This window comes from Chryseobacterium sp. BIGb0232, assembly GCF_024810195.1.
GTDB classification, from domain to species: Bacteria; Bacteroidota; Bacteroidia; order Flavobacteriales; family Weeksellaceae; genus Chryseobacterium; species Chryseobacterium pennae.
In genome coordinates this window covers 392,114-410,992 of the sequence record NZ_JANUEH010000003.1, presented here as the reverse complement: position 1 = coordinate 410,992, position 18,879 = coordinate 392,114, and the positions used below count along the sequence as shown (strand labels likewise).

Here is an 18,879-nt window from a genome sequence, read left to right as displayed (position 1 = left end):
TTCATTTTAAAGTGAATAGAGACTGTTTTAGTCACTTTAATGTGTTTTAAATTATTGAATTTTTAATAAAATCATGTATTTATTAAAAAGTTTGTATATTTGCACCTCCGAAAAAATAGGTGATGCAAGGAAATTATAAATTAAGATTTAGTCTTCTCTTTTTACTCTTTACTTTTTTTACGTTTGCGCAGGTTGGAATTGGTACACCAAATCCTGATACTTCTGCTATGCTTCATGTAAGTGCTAAAGATAAAGGAGTATTGCTTCCAAGCGTTGCCCTGATTTCGGATACGGATATTACTACAGTTCCTTCTCCCGCAGATGGTCTTATTGTATGGAATAACGGAAAAGCTGGATTAGCGGAAGCTGGATTTTATTATTGGTTTGCTTCCAAATGGAATAGACTGTCAACGTCTGCTAATACCAATAAAGGAATTGATGGTGCTGGATGGAATACTATGGGAGAGAATGCAGGAACATATAGTGGAGCCAATACTGCTTTGTCATTAGGAACAAAAACAATGGATGACCTGGTCTTTAAAGTAAATGCTGCCACAGCAGGAAGATTAGGAGTAGACAACTCTGTAAGTTTTGGTTTAGGGGCTAATGCTGGCCAGAACGGAATTGCTATCGGAAGTTCAAGTTCTGCATTTCAGGGGATTTCCATTGGTAGTGCTGCTGCAGTCTCAGCAAATGATGCATTAGCAATAGGAAATAAATCAACAGCTGGCGCTTTTAAGTCAACAGCTATTGGATATAATGCACAAACCAGTAAAAATGAATCCACAGCCATTGGAAACAATGCTTCAGCAGGAGGTTTCCAATCTATTGCAGTGGGATATAATGCAAAAACAAATACAAACAGTGAAACCGCTTTAGGATATAATACTGTTACTAATAAAGAAAACTCTACAGCAGTAGGTTCAGGAGCTAATGCTCTGGGACAATTTTCTACTGCCATAGGATATGGAGCAAATACCTCTCAGGCCAATGCTGTTGTGTTGGGGAATAATAATGCGAATGTAGGCATTGGCACAGGGGCTCCAAATACTTCTGCAAGATTGGATGTGAATGGGCAGTATAAGCTTGGTGAAAAAGGCAGTGTACAGAAAAACCAGATCAGTTTTGAAGTATGGCCGGGAGTTTCCATTAATAATATGCCTCCGGGAAAATCTGCTACATTGGAAATTGCAGTTCCATCAGGATTTCAATCAAGTTCTACAAGGGCCGTTGTTGTTGTCTCTCCAGCCGGAGATTTTGCAGGGAATTCAACATTCTCCATTTCTAATCCAAGAATGACTTCCACTTCAAGTATTGTGATTAACCTTACCAATATTTCCGGAAGTGCCAACAGTCTAAACTCTGGTCACTTTTATGTGATGATCAACGAGTTTTAAATTTGATAATAAGTTTTATTATAGTTGATATGGTGTTAAAGCTCTCCGGTTTCGGAGAGTTTTTTTTATAAAAATACCTATCATGTCTCTTGCAGATTATTAATTGATTGCTCATAAAGAATTAATATTTTAAACAAATATATTGTGTACAAAATAAAATAAGTATTTTTGTTTTTAAAAATAAATTATGATGGCTCTTTCAGAACACTTATGCTTTAAGACCTATGCTGTTTCAAGATATATTACAGGCTTATACAAACCTTATCTGGATGAAATTTCATTAACTTATCCTCAATATCTGGTAATGCTGGTCTTATGGGAAAATGGAGGAATGAACATAGGGAAGATCGGTGAACATCTTCATTTGGATAATGGAACTTTGACTCCATTACTTAAACGCATGGAAAAACATGGTCTTTTAAGCAGAATCCGCAGTGTGAATGATGAGAGAGTAGTGCTTATCAGCCTTACCGAAAATGGAAAATCCCTGAAAGATAAAGCTAGGCATATCCCGGAAGCCGTTCAGGAGTGTTTTCATCTGGATGAAGAAAAAAAGAAGCAATTAATGTCTGCGCTGGACGAAATATTATCAACACAATCCATTTCCAAAATATGAAGAAAGTAGGAATTATAGGCTACGGCTGTCTTGGAGAGAGAATTGCATCCGCCTTATCAGCTCACTATGAAATATATACCACCACTACCACTGGAGAAAAAGCTGAAAAACTTAATGCTAAAGGACTGCATGCTATAATTGCCAACTTTCCGGATTATCAGCTTTCCGGACCTTATCCCAAATGGGACATGATGGAAAGCCTTGATGTTTTAATTATTACCATTCCGATTTCGGAGAAAAGTTGTTGTGTAAGCTCTCTTTACAACAGAATTCAAAATTTAGCAACATTTGTCGGCGACTTTAAAGGACAGATATTTTTAATGAGTTCTACAGGTGTTTATCCCGATCTAGATAAAGAGTTTACCGAAGTTGATATTCCTGTTGAAAAAATTTCAGGAGAACGAATGATAAAAAGCAAATATTCACAGGTAAATATTCTGAGACTTGGAGGGTTGATGGGAGACAATAGGCTGCTGAAGAATTATAATATCAGTAACCTGGAAGCAGCGGTTAATCATATTCATTATGTAGATATTGCGGGTATTCTCTTAAATATGATCGAAAATGAAACAGAAGGATGTCTGTATAATGTAACAGCTCCGTTACATCCGTCAAAGTCTCAGGTAATCAATGCCCAGAAAAATATAGAGGATAGGAAAGATGCCCTTGAAGTAAAAGGAAAGAAAGTCCTGTCTTCAAAATTGGTTTCAGAACTGGGATATGATTTTCAATATCCTGATCCACGGACATTTCATAATAATTAGCTTGAATAAATTAATTTTCATCAACAATATCAAAAAGATCCCTTAAGAGAGGGCTTCTTCAAGCGAAGCTCATCTTAATATTCTTAAAATCTTAATTATAAATTCAATAGGAACGGGCTTTAGTCCGTTCTTTTTTATCAAGATTCCATTGGCTTTAGCCAAGCTTATAAAAAAGCCCCCGAAAATAATTTCCAGAGGCTTGTATTCAATAGAAACGGCATTTGCCATTTAATTTTATCTAAAATATTCCCTTTCTTCAATTCAATCTGATGATTGGTATGACATAGGAAGTGGATTGTCCTATAGAGATTTATTTAATGATTCTGTCAAGAACCCAAGTGATCAGGTTTTTTTCAGAATTATGGTGGTCAGTAGAGAATTCTCCACGTCTTCTGTTAGCAACTACATTATTTACCGTAATAGCTTTGTGGCCTAATAATTTTGAAAATGCATAGATGGCAGAAGTTTCCATTTCAAAGTTGGTAACTCCAAGATCATTTAATGTTTCAAGGAATTGATCATCCACAGCCTTTAGACGAAGCTGTCTTCCCTGTGGAGCATAGAACCCTGGAAAAGTAGCCGTATTTCCGTGATATTTGGCATCTTTATAATATTCGCCCATTTCTTCTGCCCAGTCTGAGAAGTACAACATAGGTTTGATTTTTTCGTAAGGGAATCTTTCCATGAAGTTTCTTGAAAACTCATTCTCAAAGCTATAGTCCTGATAGAAATGCATTAAACCATCTAGTCCTACTACGTTTTGAGTAACCAGCATATTGTCTACCTGTACATCAGGATTTACACTTCCACAAGTTCCCATACGGAATAATTCAAGTGCTTTGTGCTCAGTTTTGAACTCTTTATTTTTAAGATCAATGTTGACAAGAGCGTCCAGTTCGTTCATAACGATATCAATGTTCTCAGTTCCGATACCGGTAGACATTACAGTGATTCTCTCTCCACGAAGAGTTCCTGTATGGGTGTAAAATTCTCTTTTGTTTTTTTTGATCTCTACGGTATCAAAGTATTTTGAAACCTTTGCCACTCTGTCCGGGTCACCCACAAGAATAATTTTATCAGCAATATCTTCAGGTAAAAGATTCAAGTGGTATACACTTCCGTCTTCATTCAGAATAAGTTCTGAAGCAGCAAGTTTGTTTAGCATAATTTATATTTTTTGTTTTTTTAATTAATGAAAATTGCTTCTTTGTAAGGTGAAGCCATAAGTTGATAAATAGAATCATATTCCTCAACAATCCTTTTCTGACCGTTTATTACTTCATACACCGTAACCACTGTTTTTTCAAAATTTTTAGGGTCTTTTCTTTGTGAAGTAATTTCATAGAAATGATTATCTTTCTTAAGAATGGAAACCAATTCTTCTTTAGTAGAGTTATTGGATGACATCATTCCGGGAAATTCTATAACAACATCTTTAAGTTCTGTGTAGTTTTTATAGGGCTTGGTTACCCCATTAGAATATACATAAACATTGGGTACTGGTTTATCCTGTTCAAGACGGATCAAATAATAATCATTCCCTTTTTTTTCTGCATATACTGCCATTTCCTGTTGCTTTGCAGGCTGTGCCGCTGGTTTTTTCTTTTGTGAAAATGCGGTTAGCGAAAGGAAACTTGCCGTAACTGCAAACAATAATTTTGTTTTCATACTCTTATTTTAGCTTTGATGTGTTGAATTTAATTAAAAAAATCCTCTCCCAATAACCTCGCACCATTATTTTGTCGGTATTTTAGAATAAACCGTCTCTTAAGAATAATGAATCTGATTTCGGGGTTTAAAATTAGTGAAAAATATTGTATCAGAAATATAAACATTATTTAATCTGCTATTAAAGTTAAGATAATATCAGATTAATAGCTTTGCCGCTAAAAATTCATGAGATCTTATCCACTGCTTGTGGTCATCCTTTTAATAGGATTCGCAGTAATGTCCTTTAATCCTGTTTACAAAGGAAAAGAAAGTGAGAATACATATATTAATAAAGGCTTAACTGATTTTAAAGGTAAGCTCGAGCAGCTGAAGTCGGATGTACGGGAGTTCTCAGAAGATCGTATTTCTCTGGAAGAATTGCAGGCATCATTGAAGAATACGAGAAATTCATTTAAGGAAATAGAGTTCTATATTGCCTATCATTATCCTGAATTTACCAAAACCCACCTTAATGCGGCTCCTCTTTTTCATATTGAGGCAGCAGGTACCTCTGCCTATACACTTCCGCCTGAAGGATTACAGGTTTTAGATGAACTGATATTTTCTGAAGAAGCGGGAAATGAAAAAGAAAAGATCAAAACCATTACCGATTTTTTATATAACAGTTATTCAGGGTTCTACCTGAGTGCCATGAAAAATGGAATGAGTAAAGGAAACAACAAGACTTTGCCCTTGCGTATAGAATTAATCAGAATATATTCCCTTGGGGTAACAGGTTTCGATACTCCGGGTTCCTTAAATATTTCCGAAGAAGCCAGCCACGCATTTTCAGGAATGCAGAAATATATTAATGATGATCCTTATTTTAAAAATTATAATACCCAAAAAGCAGATCAGACCTTAACGCAAGCCATCAGCTATCTTTCAAAAAATAAAGATTTTGAAACCTTTGACCGGATTGAATTTTATAAAAAATATATTCAGCCTTTGTATGAAGAACTGGGAAAATGGGACGGAAAAGCTGATGACCTGAAAGAGTTTTCCGGCTGGAATGCCAGCAATAAAAACTTTTTCAGCAGTGATTTTCTGGATCCTTATTTTTATACATTGCTGAAGTCTTCGGAAGATAATCCGGATCTTAGAAGCCTTGGGAAATCAATTTTCTATGATGAGAATCTAAGTGGTAACGGTAAAATGAGCTGTGCAACCTGCCATCTTCAGGAAAATGCCTTTACTGATCTTAAAACCAAGTCTCCAAGCAATGTGGAAGGGAAAACTGTACTGAGAAATTCACCGTCTCTGTATAATGCTGTTTTTGCAAAAAGATTTTTCTATGATCTGCGTGCTTTTTATCTTGAACAGCAGGCCGAACACGTAATTTATAATGAAGATGAGTTTAATACAAGCTATGAAAGTATTATTCAGAAGCTAAAAACAAAACCTGAATATAAAAAGGCTTTCCGTACTGCCTTCAAAGATGGTAAGATCAATAAAGAAAACTTTTCAAAGGCCCTAAGCTCTTATGTAGCCTCGTTGTATTCTTTTGACAGTGATTTTGACCGTTTTATGAGAAATGAAAAGAATGTTTCTGAAGAGGTGAAAAAAGGGTTCAACCTGTTCATGGGAAAAGCGAATTGTGCCACCTGCCATTTTGCTCCTCATTTTTCAGGGTTGGTTCCTCCATTTTTTAATGAAAATGAGTCTGAGGTTCTGGGGGTGACTGCAAAACCTATTAAACAACTTCCTATAGAACTGGATCAGGATCCCGGAAGGGGAAATAGTCCGGTGAAAAAGGAAAAATCATGGATCTATGATTATTCATTCAAAACGGTTACTGTCAGAAATATTGCGCTTACAAAACCTTATTTCCATAATGGGGCTTTCAGTACTCTGGAAGAGGTTCTGGATTTTTACAATGAAGGTGGTGGAGAAGGGCTAGGACTAAAAATGAAGAATCAGACCCTTGCACCGGATAAATTAAACCTTACCCAGACAGAAATAAATCAGATTATTGCCTTTCTGAATGCTCTTACGGATGTGAGTAAAGCGAAGTAAGCGAATTTCAGGATAGATAAGCTAGAATTTTACCATATCTAATTAAACCTAACAGATTTCTAAAACCTGTTAGGTTTTCTTGTCTATGAAGTAAGAGTATTCCCGAAAACAAAAGGCTTTTTCTATTCCCACACCCGCATCACTAAAAATAGATGCTGATTATTTAACAGAAATTTAATCCCCTTAACATTAGGTTTTAAATTAATTAATATTCTCCCACCCATATTTAAAGTCCTATTAACAGGAACGTGCTCTTTAAAAAATAGTTTTGCAAGGTCTAATAAATCAAATTAAAAATGAAGAAAAAACTACTAACAATCGGAGCTTTGGCTCTATTTGCTGGGTCAACCATTCAGGCGCAGACCATTATTTTTGATAAAGGAACATCCTGGAGCTATCAAGACCTTGAGCAGGCACAACCTGATGCATGGAAGACCAAGAACTACGATATCTCTTCCTGGCCTGCTGGTAATAGCCCATTAGGATATGGTGATCCTGTTACTACTACCATTCATGGCGGTACTACTGGTCTGATTACAGCATATTTTGCAAAGGATTTTACCGTAAACCTTTCAACACTTTCCGATAATATGGAGCTTGGAGTAATGAGAGATGATGGTATTGTAGTTTATCTTAATGGAGAGGAGGTAGTAAGAGATAATATGCCTGCAGGTACAATTACATACAATACTTTCTCAAGTACAACAATTGATGGTGCAGCTGAGAATGTATATAATATTTTCTCTATTCCAAAATCAAAATTTGCAAATGGAGTTAACAGAATTTCTGTTGAATTACATAACAGAAGTGTAAGCAGTTCAGATCTTAGAATTGATGCTTACCTGAAAACAACATCTAATACTACACCTACACCTGTTGTATGTAACGGATCACACATTAGCTGCTTTACTTCAATTGTTCCTACTGCACAAACCAATAAACTTATTATTCCTGCAGAGCATAAATATCAGCTTATTTTAAAAGAAGGTGATAACTATACTGAAGGTGGAGGTCTAGTAGGCGGTCAGAACGACTTTACAGCATATGTTGCCAAATCAGGAAGCAGTACAAATGGTTACCTTTCAGTAAACCATGAAACCAATCCGGGAGGGGTTACTATGGCTGAGGTTAATTATAATGTTGGTACAAAGCTTTGGCAGTTGACAAGATCAAGAGCGGTAAGTTTCTCAGATCCTAGTTTAGTGCAAACAATCAGAAACTGTTCGGGAGGAGTTACTCCTTGGGGAACTGTAGTGACAGCAGAAGAATCTGTAACTTCTAATGATTCAAACAGTGACGGATACAAAGATTACGGATGGTTGGTAGAAATTGATCCTGCAACAGCTCAGGTTATTTCTAAAAATACAGACGGTTCTAAAGGGAAACTTTGGCAGATGGGAATTATGAACCATGAAAATGTGGTGATTAATAATGCTGGAACCACTGCATATTATGGTGAGGATGGTGGAACTCACATGGTGTATAAATATGTGATGGATACACCAAACAATCTTGCTTCAGGAAATCTTTATGTATTAAAACTGGATCAGGGATTAACAGCAGCAGGAGATCCGGCTGGAACTACCGCAACATGGATTCAGGTTCCTAACAAAACTAAAGCAGATCAAAATAATACAGCATCACTTGCTCAATCATTAGGAGGAACAAGGTTTAATGGAGTAGAAGATGTAGATATCAGCCCTCTGGATGGTAAGATTTATTTTACAGCAAAGGGATTAGATAAGGTTTACCGTTTACAGGACAACGGAGCAACAGCTTCTCAGGTGGAGACATTCGTAGGAGGTGCTAACTCTGTATACTCTTTTGAAACAGCACAAGGTTCAAAATCTGAAGCATGGGGCGATGGAAATGACAACCTTACTTTTGATGAACTTGGAAACCTTTGGGTGCTTCAGGATGGTGGTAAAAACTATATCTGGGTAATTGCTCCGGATCATACACAGGCCAATCCGAAAGTGAAATTATTTGCATCTATGCCGGCAGGATCTGAACCTACAGGATTAACATTTACTCCTGACCATAAATTCGGGTTCTTCTCTATCCAGCATCCGGATTCTACCATCTCTACAGATGTTGATGCTACAGGAAATACGATTGACTATAGAGGGAAATCAGCTACAATAGTTATTGCTCTTAAAGGAAACCTAGGAACACAAGGTTCTTTAGGAACAATTGAAAACGTAGCTTCTGAAAATACAGTAACAGTAGCACCGAACCCAACCTTAGGAATGGTGAAAATCAATTCGCCAAAAGGCTTAAAAGATATTTCTGTAACTGCTTATAGTATGGACGGAAAAATTGTTTATACCAAGAAGTTCAATGGAACGAACAAAGCATTAGACCTTGATTTTACACAGCAATTGGAAGGGTCTAGAGTTTTAATTCTGAATATTGAAGCAGAAGGAGGATTCCAGAAAACGATAAAACTTTTAAAGAAATAAATTATTTATAATTCTGCCTGTTGGTGACGAAAGTTACTGGCAGGCATTTTCTGTTTATGAAATCGCCATGACTTGCAAACACAAACATATGCCAGAATGATGTGATTTCCTATGGCTTTTAAAAAACTATCAACATCTTCATATGAAAAAGCTTATCCTGTTTATTTCCATTTTATCTTTGTCCAAGGTTAATGCTCAGATTGACCCAGTTAAATATCCTACTTTTACAAATATTGAAGACGCTCTGAACAGCAAAAAAGCTGTTTACAGTATGAGTTTTAGGGAAAAAGGAATGTTTAATCTTCCTCCTCAAATCGTAAAACTGGATTCATTGTTCTTTTTAAATGTAATGGCAAATAAGCTTGAGAAAATGGATCAGGAGCTCTTTAGGTTAAAAGAACTGGAATTTTTGAATGTGAACGAAAACAGCATCAAATATATTCCCGATGAAATCAGTCAGCTCAGAAAACTCACCACATTCTCTATGAATTTGAATAGTCTGACAAGCATCAATCCTAATATAGCAAAGCTGCAAAATCTTAAGGTAGTTCATTTTGATGCCAATAATCTTAATACTTTTCCCGAGGCACTTATGAAAATTCCTACCTTGGAAGAAATAAATTTACAGGGAAATCAGATAAGTTTTATTGCCAACCGGTTATATCAGATCAAAAATCTGAAGTTTTTAAACCTGGCAAATAATCAGATCAATGATATGGGAGACCTATCATTTCCCCAAAATTTAAAATATCTTGAATTACAGCAGAATGCAATTGGCAGGCTTCCGGAAAATCTTTTTAAAGCCCGGGAACTTGAATTTCTGAATGCAAGTGATAACAATATCACTGAAATTTCATCCAGAGTAAAAGGATTAAAGAACATTGTAAGTATGAATCTGGCTAACAATAATCTGAAAGATATTCCTGTAGAAATCAGTCAGCTTAAAAATCTGAAAACTTTGATTCTTACAGGAAATCCTATAGAAAAATCCAGAATTGAAAAGTTAAAAACCTTACTTCCGGAAACCCAGGTCTATTTCTAGGCCTATCCGCCAACACGTTTGGTTTTATAACCCATATCTTTAAGGATAGCCATTATTTTATCACGGTTGTCACCCTGGATGATAATCGTTCCATCCTTCTCAGAACCGCCTATTCCTAAGGTGGTTTTTATTTTCTTTGAGATTTTTTTAAGGTCTTCTTCACTGCCTTCCCAACCCTCAACTACCGTTACAGGCTTTCCGTTTCTTCCCTTCTTCTCAAATTTGCATACCAATGGTTCTTTCTGCTTGAATTCTTCTTCAGGCATTTCAAAATCCTGCTCTTCATGTGCAGGAAAAAGATTCTTCAATTGATCACGTAAGTCCATACCGCAAAATTAAATAATAATTCATAAAAGTACGCAAGCTTGTCCAAAAATTAGCTCTAAAAGGACTTTAAACAAGATATTTTTTCTTCCATTTTGCAAGGCTATTGCGACTCATTTTGAATTCTAAGGCAACCTGGGTGTTATTAAGATTATTTTTTTTCTGATATTCAAGAATTTCTTTTATTGTCTTTTCACAGTAAGAACGGTGTCTTTGGTTAAATTTTTGTGATTCTTTATCCTGCTCTCCAAATATTATCTTATTTAATGTAATGATATCTAAAGTAGAAAGTATCTTTTTTTCTAATATTCTTTGGCATATTTCTACTTTGTGAGGATACTTTTTATCTAAAATATCAATATAAATCTTTTTATAATTGGGAGTAGTAATCATATTTATAACTTTTTCATTTTTTATATTTGCTGACCCATTTATAAAGGGTGGTCTTGGGGATCCCATATTCCTTTATTATTTCTGCTTTGGATTTTTGTTTTGTTTCTAAAAGATCCAGAATAAATTCAATGATTTCCTTGGTATAAATATTCTTTTTGAAGAAGGGTAACTTTGTTGTTTTGCTGTTGTACGCAACGGATGCTAGTGATGAATACAAAATAAGATGTTGTGAATACAGCCTGAAAAAATCATATTCTAACAATTTGCTTAATTTTAAGAGCTGCTCAGTTTCTATAGATTCTTTTTTATATATTTTTTCAACTTCTTCTTCTGTACATTTAAGAAATTTACATATTCTGTTTACAGAAATATCACATTCTGAAACTCTTTGCTTTATTAGATGTCCGAGATAAATTTCTTTGAGGTCTGTTGTCATTTTGTGTTTCTATGAAAGATTATTTAAAATTTGATTGGTGGAAATAATAATAATTTAAGGATCCCTTATGCTTGTTAAAAAAATCTTACAATGTTACATCTTTACAGGTAGTAGGGCAAAAAAAAGGGCTATACTTACATATAACATTTGAATATTTCCATTGTTTTTTTTAATAATGATTTGATTATTATATACTTGAATTTGTTTTTTGTAAGAAAATTGAAATTTCTTGAGATGGATAAATATCACACAAAAATAGTCAATGTAATAGGTATGTAATAGTTTAAAAAGTTCAATATTTATCTGTGAATTTTTAATATTGTTAAAATAAAGTTGCTGTTATCTGTTAATTCTATAAAAAAAACATAAATGATTAAATAAAACATATATATGTCACGAGTGAAATGAATTATTTTTCATAATTATTATTAAATTTATATATGTAATGTTGTTATAATGATTTATTTGTTTTTAAGTTCATTAAAAAATACAATTGAATAAAACCTCTGCAATATGATGAGACTACTCATTTTCTTTTTTCCTTTGTTTCTGTTTGCCCAACAAAAGATTACTACAAAATCTATTGACAATAAACTGGAAAAGTCTAATGCTCTTCTTTTTGAAGGTCATACAGATAATATGGTTAAGTTAAATCTTTCCATACTGGAAGACTCAAAACATATTAATTATCCAAAAGGAAAAGTATATGCATGTTATAACTTAGCTCTTGCTTTTTCTATGCAATACAGATATAATAAAAGTAATTCCTATTTAAAATTAATGGAATCTGAGTTTAAAAATTTAGATGATGATGATGAAGAAATTTCTTTGAATTTATTATACAGCATAAATTATAGAGGAATTAAAATGTATGATGAAGCATTAAAAAAACTCAAAAAGAATTTAGTATTGGCAAATCATATAAAAATAGACTCCATCAGATATTCCTCAAATACTATGACTCTGGTTGAAATGGCTAAAAGCTATATTGAGAAAAAGAGTTATGATTCTGCTACTTATTACTGCAAGAGGGTTATTGAAGAAGTGGGGAAGTCTAAAAAGCAGAATTCAGGTTTGAATACAAGTTTAAAGATCGCATTATTAACTCTAACTGAAGCAAAGCTCAAAGAGAATAAAATTGATTCTGCAGAATTTTATGTAAAATCAGCTCAATCTGTGCCTATTGTATTAGGTAATAATGAATTTAGAACATTTAAACTTTTAGGTGATATTAAAGGAGCGAAAAAACAGTATGATTCTGCCATTGTAGAGTATAAAAAAGCAATAGAGCTCGCTGCAAAAGTAAAAAATATAAGAAAACTATTAGAATTATATGACTTAATATCTCAGGCTTACGAAAAAACAGGTCAGGTGGATAATGAAAAAAAAAATAAGCTTAAATACAATGCGCTTAGCGATAGTTTAAAGATAATAGAGGATGAGAATCTAAAAGATACTGTCGGGCTTTTAGTAGAAGAAAAGCAAAATCATTTGGAAGATAGAAATAACCTTTTACTTTCAGTTATATTAATAGGATGTACGGGCTCTATTCTTATTATTTTCTTAGTAAATAATATAATACGCAAAAAAAATAAAATTCTAAATGTAAAAGAGCAGGAAACTAAAATATTGACTCAAAAGTTAAATGTTGCTTTTGAAGAAGTGGTTCAATTGGCTAAAAGTAATGACCCGGAGTTTATGACAAGATTCCAGGAAGTCTATCCTGATTTTTTTCCAAAACTACTACAAATTGAGCCTCAATTGCAAAACAGCGAATTAAAATTCTGCGCTTTATTATTTCTGAACTTTTCTTCAAAAGACATTGCTGAATATACATTCGTACAACCTCAGTCAATACAGATCAGAAAGAATAGACTGAGAAAAAGACTCAATATTTCTTCAGAAGAAGATCTGTATATCTGGATGAAAAACATCAATAGTAATTAATAAAAAATTAAACCTGGTTTTTCATTAAGCCTATGAAGGATGAAGGTTTTCATTTTTCCATAACATTATACAAGAAAATAAAGCAATAGTATTTTCGTGTTATTTTATATTGATTATCAATAGTTTGCGCTGATGTTATATCTGTGTAATATCCGTTTTTTTTGAATATGAGGATGAATAATTCAAATTTGCACCAAGATTTTTAAAGTGCTGTACAATTAAGAAAAATACAGTTGGAAAATTAATGGAGTAACAACATAATTTTGGTTGTAGTTCTAAAAGCTATCAGATAGTTACCGCTACAGGCAAAAGATTACTTTTTAATAGTATCCAATTAAAAAATCCAAAACCAAAAGATTATATATTGATTGCTTTTAAACTTGGCAATCTACTACACCAAAAACTTACCGATACATTGAAATGGTTGAAAAACTGTTCATCATTAAAAAATGTTTAGAAAGACATTTTAAGGGACTTTTTGTCTCAAATTTTAAATAAAAATAGGATCAGGAAACTAAAAACAAAGAAATGGAATCGTGACTCTATACTGAATAAAGATTGATTGTAAAGAAATGATAAAAACAGATTACAATAAATATTAACAACAAAAAGAAAAACATAATGAAAACAAAACTTTTATTTTTAGCTGCCATCACAGCATCTTCTGTAAATTTATTCTCACAGGTAGGAATAAATACCACAACACCCAATCCCTCTTCAATTTTAGATGTAGTTTCCACTAATAAAGGATTATTAATTCCCCGTGTATCATTAACTGGAAATACTGATGTTATCACTATACCTAATCCTGCTAATGGATTGTTAGTTTATAATCTGGTAAATGCAGGAGGAGCTAATCCTGTGAAGAAAGACAATTTTTATAAGTTCAATACTACTACTAATAAATGGCAATTATTGCTGGATGAAACAAGTTTATCTACAATGGCTCCTGCGGTATTTAGGTTAGAAAATAACATTGATAATTTTTTAAATGGATTGACACCAGGAAATTCTTCAGTGGTTCCAATGGCGTTGGTATCTAATAGTATTACTGGACTCAGTTATAATGCTGCTACTTCTACTATAACCTTTCCTGCTGGGATTTTCAAAATGGAATTTATATATGAAGGCGATCATGATAGTAAAGGTTGTACTCTTAGTTCTTATATTGTTGATTTTCCCGATGCAACTAGAATACATTCTACCTCTTCTCATATCGAAGGAGGTTTATCTAATCATGGTGGGATAATAACGTATACAGCAAGTCTTTCAGCTGGAAAAACATGGACAATAAAATTAGGTAGAGGACAGTCTGGAAATTGTACTGGCACAGGAAATACATTAGTAGGAAAAAGTACAGAGTTATTAATTTTTAAAATGAATTAATACAGCTTACTCAGACTGTGTATAAACTAAAACAAGTAGAAATCATATATTGCTTTACTCATCAACCTTAGTTTTCAAAACCTGGTTTAGATTCTAAGCTCACAAATGATAGTCCCTCAAAACCTGGTTAGGAGTAGAGCTCTTTAGATAATTTTTGGAAGATACGGAACATTCCGGATGTAAATATTTTTATGAATTTTGTTAAACTGACGTATTTCTACGTCAGTTTTTTATAGGCTAGGAAGAATAGAATTCACATAGAGCTGCAGATTAAAGTTGTGCAGTACTTTTAGCTAATTTATTTATTGCCGGATGAATGTTTTGAAACTACAGCACCTGCGGCAACTATTGAATTTTCACCAATGGTTACTCCTGATAAAATGGTAATATTTGCTCCAATCCATTCATTTGTAAGACTTTTATGATGAGGTTATTTTGTTGTGCAGCTCAATTATTCTGATAGAATTCTATATTGGTAACAATTTTTTATATTTTTGATCGTTACCTTTAAAAACTAATATGAAGACCAATCACATTCTTCCTGCTTTACTTTTAGCTTTCGGGATGACAAACGCTCAAACCGGTTTTTCCACAGATCCATTGAATGCTATTTTTGAAACAAAAGATACTGAAAACTTCTGGAAAGCATTTGATAAAATGGATACCTCAAAACAAAATCCATTCATAGACTATATGAAAAATGGTTCTCCCGGAGTGAAGGGCTTCACCGAAAACAGAATCATCAATGCAGACTCTTTACACACAATGGTAAAAAAGAGAAAAGCAGATTACCTGGAAAGCCGCAATATTTTATCAGGGTTAAAACAAAAAGAAAAAAGAATCCGATCCATTTACGCAGGAATGAAGTACTGGTATCCTGAAGCTAAGTTTCCACCCATCTATTTTGTATACGGAAGATTCAATGCCGGAGGTACATTCTCCAAAGACGGTGTGATGATCGGAACTGAAAACCTTAGAAATCTGGATGGTATTGTAGGCCTTATTTCCCATGAGCAGGTTCATTTTCAGCAGGATATTAAAGGGAAAGATAATTTGCTGAAATATTGCCTTATGGAAGGGAGTGCAGATTTTATCAGTGAGCTGGTTTCAGGAGAAACGAATAACAGTCCGTTTTATCAGTATGGTGAGGCTCATTCTGACAAATTATACAGAGAATTTGTAACGGTATTAAAAACAAGCAGTCCTATGGATTGGCTTTACGGGACCACCAAGAAAGACGACCGTCCCAATGACCTCGGATATTGGATGGGATATAAAATTTCTGAAGCCTATTTCAATAAACAGACAGATAAGCATAAAGCAATTCGGGATATTTTAAATATTAACGATCCTTTATTGTTCTTAAAAGAAAGTGGCTTCTTAGATTCCTATATCAAAGAATACACAAAGAAAAACAATATGAAATTCGAAGACTTTTTTAAAGAATAATTTCTCTTAAATTAGAGTGAAAGCCTTTGTAATCATATATAAGTTTTTTGAAAATCTCCGATTTTCCTATCCATAAACATCCGTGTAAATCTGTGGGATCTGTGGGAACATAAAATCGTTCACTGTTTTTTTCTTTTTATTCGGAATAGATGAGTAGAAAGAAATTTCAAGGTTTCAAATTCTTCTATTCATCGGAAATTAGGTAAATTTGTGTACTAAAGTTTTACAAAATGTCAAAAAAAGCAATATTAGCAATCCTTGACGGATGGGGACTGGGAACAAACCCTGAAGTTTCTGCCATAGACAAAGCAAATACACCATTTATAGATAGCTGTTATCAAAAATTTCCACACACAACCCTTGAAGCAAGCGGCTTGGCTGTTGGTCTTCCTGCGGGGCAGATGGGAAATTCCGAAGTAGGACATATGAACCTTGGAGCCGGAAGAGTTGTTTATCAAAATCTGGTAAAACTGAATATGGCTGTTGAAAACGGAACTCTGGGACAGGAAAAAGTGATCCAGGATGCTTTCGGATACGCTAAAAAAGAAAATAAAAAAATACATTTCATCGGATTGGTTTCCAATGGAGGAGTACACTCACATATCAATCACCTGAAAGGTTTACTGACTGCTGCAAAAGAATTCGGTTTGAATGAAAATGTATTTGTACATGCATTCACTGACGGAAGAGACTGTGATCCGCATTCCGGTTTAGGTTTCATTGAAGAACTTCAGGACCATATGGAAGCAACCACCGGAAAACTGGCTACCATCGTAGGAAGGTATTACGCAATGGACAGAGATAAGAGATGGGAGCGTGTAAAGCTGGCTTATGATGCTCTTGTAGAAGGAGTAGGAGAGCAGAGTACAGATGCATTGGCATCTATCCGCGCTTCTTATGAGAATAAGGTAACGGATGAATTTCTGAAACCTGTCATCTTAATGAATACAACAGCTACAGGAAACATTGTACCGGTAGCAAAAATTATTGATAATGATGTAGTGATCTGCTTCAACTTCCGTACAGACAGAGGAAGAGAAATTACAGAAGTTCTTTCCCAAAAGGATTTCCCGGAATATTCAATGAAAAAATTGAACCTTAACTATATTACGTTAACCAACTACGATAAAACATTCCAGAATGTTCAGGTTGTTTTTGATGAGAATATTTTAACGGAAACAATGGGTGAAGTTTTGGAGAAGAATGGGAAAACTCAGATCAGAATTGCTGAAACCGAAAAATATCCCCACGTTACATTCTTCTTCTCAGGAGGAAGGGAAGAGGAATACAATGGGGAGAAAAGATTATTGTGCCCAAGTCCAAAAGACGTTCCTACCTATGATTTAAAACCTGAAATGTCTGCGTACGATATTACTAATGCTATTGTTCCGGAACTGGAGCAAGGAAGAGCAGATTTTGTATGCCTGAACTTTGCCAATACAGATATGGTAGGGCATACAGGTGTGTTTGAAGCTGCAGTAAAAGCTGCAGAAACAGTTGATGCATGTATCGAAAAAGTAGCTACAGCAGCCTATGAAAATGGATATGCAGTGTTCATTCTGGCAGACCACGGAAATTCAGATGTTATGCTGAATCCTGATGGCACTCCTAATACCCAGCACTCAACAAATCTGGTTCCTTTTATTGTGATGGATAAAGATCATACATGGAGCTTAAAGCCCGGTAAATTGGGGGATGTAGCCCCTACAATCCTTAATGTAATGGGGGTTGAAATACCAAATGCAATGACAGGAGATATTTTAGTTAGCTAAAATTCAATAATATTGTTAAAAAAATGCCGTTATAGTTGTATATCGGCATTTTTTTATGATTTATGTCAGATAAAGTATGAGTTGCATACTTTATTATGCGCTAAATAATAAATAAATCATATCTTTGTTAATTAAAACTGAATATAAAAATGTATCAAAAGCTTGTTAGGAAAGAAGTAATGGGATTATTGGAAAAGGAAGTAGGTTCTTTTCTTGATAAATTTTTAACTCCAATTGAAAAAATTTGGCAGCCTTCTGATTATTTACCAGACCCTTCAAGCGACGAATTTAAACATGATCTGGAAGAAATTCAGACTTTTGCCCGTGAAATGCCTTACGATCTTTTTGTAACATTGATTGGAGACTGTATTACGGAAGAAGCTCTTCCTTCTTATGAATCTTGGTTAATGGGTGTTGACGGAATTAATCAGGAAGAAAAAGTAGGCTGGGCAAACTGGGTAAGAGCTTGGACTGCAGAAGAGAACAGACACGGAGACTTATTAAATAAATACCTTTACCTATGCGGTAGAGTAAATATGAGAGAGGTAGAAATTACCACTCAATATCTTATTAATGATGGATTCGACTTGGGAACAAGCATGGATCCATACAGAAACTTTATTTATACAAGTTTCCAGGAAACAGCAACCAATATCTCTCACAGAAGAGTAGGCACATTGGCTAAACAGTCCGGAAACGGAAAATTAGCTAAAATGTGTGGTGTAATTGCTGCTGATGAAGCAAGACACGCAAAAGCTTACAAGCATTTCGTAGCTAAAATCCTTGAAGTAGATCCATCAGAAATGATTCTTGCCTTCGAAGATATGATGCGTAAGAAGATCGTAATGCCAGCTCACCTGATGAGACAGTCAGGACAGAAAGCAGGTGAACTTTGGGGGCATTTCTCAGATGCAGCACAAAGATGTATGGTATATACCGGTCAGGATTATATCAATATTATGAAAGATTTGTTAGATGAATGGAAGATTGAGCACGTAAAAGGTCTTACAGAAAAAGCTGAAAAAGCTCAGGAATACCTGATGAAGCTTCCTGGAAGACTACAGAAGATTACCGACAGAGTTTCTACTCCGGATCTTCAGTTCCAGTTTAACTGGGTTAAGAGCTAGTAGCCCATATTATTATTTTAAATTATAAAAGTATTGAG

At 34.4% G+C, this 18,879-nt stretch carries 16 protein-coding genes and 1 pseudogene; 11 read left to right on the top strand and 6 right to left on the bottom strand.

What is annotated here, in order from left to right:
* The first annotated feature begins 122 nt into the window (after nucleotides 1-122).
* The 3 genes from M2372_RS11390 to M2372_RS11380 all read left to right on the top strand — a co-directional run bounded on the left by M2372_RS11390 (nucleotide 123) and on the right by M2372_RS11380 (nucleotide 2,777).
* On the top strand, nucleotides 123-1,397 hold the full coding sequence (locus M2372_RS11390; protein ID WP_123319384.1) for a hypothetical protein: 1,275 nt from the start codon (nucleotides 123-125) through the stop codon (nucleotides 1,395-1,397).
* Nucleotides 1,398-1,584: 187 nt separating this feature from the next.
* Nucleotides 1,585-2,013: a MarR family winged helix-turn-helix transcriptional regulator gene (locus tag M2372_RS11385; protein ID WP_123319383.1), complete on the top strand. Its 429-nt coding sequence runs from the start codon at nucleotides 1,585-1,587 to the stop codon at nucleotides 2,011-2,013.
* Entirely contained in the window at nucleotides 2,010-2,777 is a 768-nt protein-coding gene (locus tag M2372_RS11380; protein WP_123319382.1) for a hypothetical protein, read from the top strand. The genes M2372_RS11385 and M2372_RS11380 overlap by 4 nt, the downstream gene beginning before the upstream one ends.
* Nucleotides 2,778-3,087: 310 nt before the next feature.
* On the opposite strand, the gene M2372_RS11375 is transcribed toward M2372_RS11380, so the two are convergent.
* Together M2372_RS11375 and M2372_RS11370 are read right to left on the bottom strand one after the other, a co-directional pair.
* Nucleotides 3,088-3,942 carry a nucleoside phosphorylase gene (locus tag M2372_RS11375; protein WP_123319381.1) on the bottom strand — a complete coding sequence of 285 codons (855 nt, stop codon included), beginning with the start codon at nucleotides 3,940-3,942 and terminating at the stop codon, nucleotides 3,088-3,090.
* A gap of 20 nt (nucleotides 3,943-3,962) precedes the next feature.
* Complete coding sequence (locus M2372_RS11370; RefSeq protein WP_123319380.1) at nucleotides 3,963-4,445, bottom strand: hypothetical protein; 483 nt, start codon at nucleotides 4,443-4,445, stop codon at nucleotides 3,963-3,965.
* A 228-nt stretch (nucleotides 4,446-4,673) separates the two neighbouring features.
* On the opposite strand from M2372_RS11370, the gene M2372_RS11365 reads away from it, so the two are divergent.
* From M2372_RS11365 to M2372_RS11355, 3 genes are all read left to right on the top strand, one after another.
* A complete protein-coding gene (locus M2372_RS11365) occupies nucleotides 4,674-6,503 on the top strand; it encodes a cytochrome-c peroxidase (protein ID WP_123319379.1) in 1,830 nt (609 codons plus the stop codon).
* Between the two features lie 296 nt (nucleotides 6,504-6,799).
* Nucleotides 6,800-8,965 (top strand): alkaline phosphatase PhoX, encoded by a 2,166-nt coding sequence (locus tag M2372_RS11360; protein WP_123319378.1) that lies wholly within the window; start codon nucleotides 6,800-6,802, stop codon nucleotides 8,963-8,965.
* Between the two features lie 142 nt (nucleotides 8,966-9,107).
* Nucleotides 9,108-10,007 carry a leucine-rich repeat domain-containing protein gene (locus M2372_RS11355; RefSeq protein WP_123319377.1) on the top strand — a complete coding sequence of 300 codons (900 nt, stop codon included), beginning with the start codon at nucleotides 9,108-9,110 and terminating at the stop codon, nucleotides 10,005-10,007.
* 2 nt (nucleotides 10,008-10,009) lie between these two features.
* Here the strand turns inward: M2372_RS11355 and M2372_RS11350 are convergent, their stop codons facing one another.
* The 3 genes from M2372_RS11350 to M2372_RS11340 form a co-directional block, all read right to left on the bottom strand.
* The gene (locus M2372_RS11350; protein WP_115968927.1) at nucleotides 10,010-10,333 is read right to left on the bottom strand and encodes a translation initiation factor; all 324 of its coding nucleotides are present in this window, start codon (nucleotides 10,331-10,333) and stop codon (nucleotides 10,010-10,012) included.
* A 67-nt stretch (nucleotides 10,334-10,400) separates the two neighbouring features.
* Nucleotides 10,401-10,724 (bottom strand): helix-turn-helix domain-containing protein, encoded by a 324-nt coding sequence (locus tag M2372_RS11345; protein WP_123319376.1) that lies wholly within the window; start codon nucleotides 10,722-10,724, stop codon nucleotides 10,401-10,403.
* Nucleotides 10,725-10,737: 13 nt separating this feature from the next.
* Nucleotides 10,738-11,160, bottom strand: a complete 423-nt coding sequence (locus tag M2372_RS11340; RefSeq protein WP_123319375.1) for a transposase — start codon at nucleotides 11,158-11,160, stop codon at nucleotides 10,738-10,740.
* Between the two features lie 513 nt (nucleotides 11,161-11,673).
* Here M2372_RS11340 and M2372_RS11335 point away from each other — a divergent pair.
* Both M2372_RS11335 and M2372_RS11330 read left to right on the top strand, forming a co-directional pair.
* Nucleotides 11,674-13,107, top strand: coding sequence for a lipopolysaccharide assembly protein LapB (locus M2372_RS11335; protein WP_123319374.1), 1,434 nt, complete (start codon nucleotides 11,674-11,676; stop codon nucleotides 13,105-13,107).
* A 621-nt stretch (nucleotides 13,108-13,728) separates the two neighbouring features.
* The gene (locus M2372_RS11330; protein WP_123319373.1) at nucleotides 13,729-14,493 is read left to right on the top strand and encodes a hypothetical protein; all 765 of its coding nucleotides are present in this window, start codon (nucleotides 13,729-13,731) and stop codon (nucleotides 14,491-14,493) included.
* A 298-nt stretch (nucleotides 14,494-14,791) separates the two neighbouring features.
* Here the strand turns inward: M2372_RS11330 and M2372_RS11325 are convergent.
* Nucleotides 14,792-14,896 (bottom strand): annotated as a pseudogene (locus M2372_RS11325) (DapH/DapD/GlmU-related protein); the annotation flags it as partial.
* Between the two features lie 116 nt (nucleotides 14,897-15,012).
* Between M2372_RS11325 and M2372_RS11320 the strand changes: the two are divergent.
* The 3 genes from M2372_RS11320 (at nucleotide 15,013) to M2372_RS11310 (ending at nucleotide 18,841) form a co-directional block, all read left to right on the top strand.
* Nucleotides 15,013-15,942 (top strand): DUF2268 domain-containing putative Zn-dependent protease, encoded by a 930-nt coding sequence (locus tag M2372_RS11320; protein ID WP_123319372.1) that lies wholly within the window; start codon nucleotides 15,013-15,015, stop codon nucleotides 15,940-15,942.
* Between the two features lie 230 nt (nucleotides 15,943-16,172).
* Nucleotides 16,173-17,714: a 2,3-bisphosphoglycerate-independent phosphoglycerate mutase gene (gpmI, locus tag M2372_RS11315; RefSeq protein WP_123319371.1), complete on the top strand. Its 1,542-nt coding sequence runs from the start codon at nucleotides 16,173-16,175 to the stop codon at nucleotides 17,712-17,714.
* A 149-nt stretch (nucleotides 17,715-17,863) separates the two neighbouring features.
* Entirely contained in the window at nucleotides 17,864-18,841 is a 978-nt protein-coding gene (locus tag M2372_RS11310; RefSeq protein WP_123319370.1) for an acyl-ACP desaturase, read from the top strand.
* Nucleotides 18,842-18,879 lie beyond the last annotated feature (38 nt).

Bases quoted from the DNA above. Each gene is read 5' to 3' on its own strand.
- M2372_RS11365 (WP_123319379.1), top strand. From the start codon at position 4,674: ATGAGATCTTATCCACTGCTTGTGGTCATCCTTTTAATAGGATTCGCA.
- M2372_RS11310 (WP_123319370.1), top strand. From the start codon at position 17,864: ATGTATCAAAAGCTTGTTAGGAAAGAAGTAATGGGATTATTGGAAAAG.
- M2372_RS11335 (WP_123319374.1), top strand. From the start codon at position 11,674: ATGATGAGACTACTCATTTTCTTTTTTCCTTTGTTTCTGTTTGCCCAA.
- M2372_RS11330 (WP_123319373.1), top strand. From the start codon at position 13,729: ATGAAAACAAAACTTTTATTTTTAGCTGCCATCACAGCATCTTCTGTA.
- M2372_RS11355 (WP_123319377.1), top strand. From the start codon at position 9,108: ATGAAAAAGCTTATCCTGTTTATTTCCATTTTATCTTTGTCCAAGGTT.
- M2372_RS11370 (WP_123319380.1), bottom strand. From the start codon at position 4,445: ATGAAAACAAAATTATTGTTTGCAGTTACGGCAAGTTTCCTTTCGCTA.
- M2372_RS11385 (WP_123319383.1), top strand. From the start codon at position 1,585: ATGATGGCTCTTTCAGAACACTTATGCTTTAAGACCTATGCTGTTTCA.
- M2372_RS11360 (WP_123319378.1), top strand. From the start codon at position 6,800: ATGAAGAAAAAACTACTAACAATCGGAGCTTTGGCTCTATTTGCTGGG.
- M2372_RS11320 (WP_123319372.1), top strand. From the start codon at position 15,013: ATGAAGACCAATCACATTCTTCCTGCTTTACTTTTAGCTTTCGGGATG.
- gpmI (WP_123319371.1), top strand. From the start codon at position 16,173: ATGTCAAAAAAAGCAATATTAGCAATCCTTGACGGATGGGGACTGGGA.
- M2372_RS11380 (WP_123319382.1), top strand. From the start codon at position 2,010: ATGAAGAAAGTAGGAATTATAGGCTACGGCTGTCTTGGAGAGAGAATT.
- M2372_RS11340 (WP_123319375.1), bottom strand. From the start codon at position 11,160: ATGACAACAGACCTCAAAGAAATTTATCTCGGACATCTAATAAAGCAA.
- M2372_RS11390 (WP_123319384.1), top strand. From the start codon at position 123: ATGCAAGGAAATTATAAATTAAGATTTAGTCTTCTCTTTTTACTCTTT.
- M2372_RS11350 (WP_115968927.1), bottom strand. From the start codon at position 10,333: ATGGACTTACGTGATCAATTGAAGAATCTTTTTCCTGCACATGAAGAG.
- M2372_RS11345 (WP_123319376.1), bottom strand. From the start codon at position 10,724: ATGATTACTACTCCCAATTATAAAAAGATTTATATTGATATTTTAGAT.
- M2372_RS11375 (WP_123319381.1), bottom strand. From the start codon at position 3,942: ATGCTAAACAAACTTGCTGCTTCAGAACTTATTCTGAATGAAGACGGA.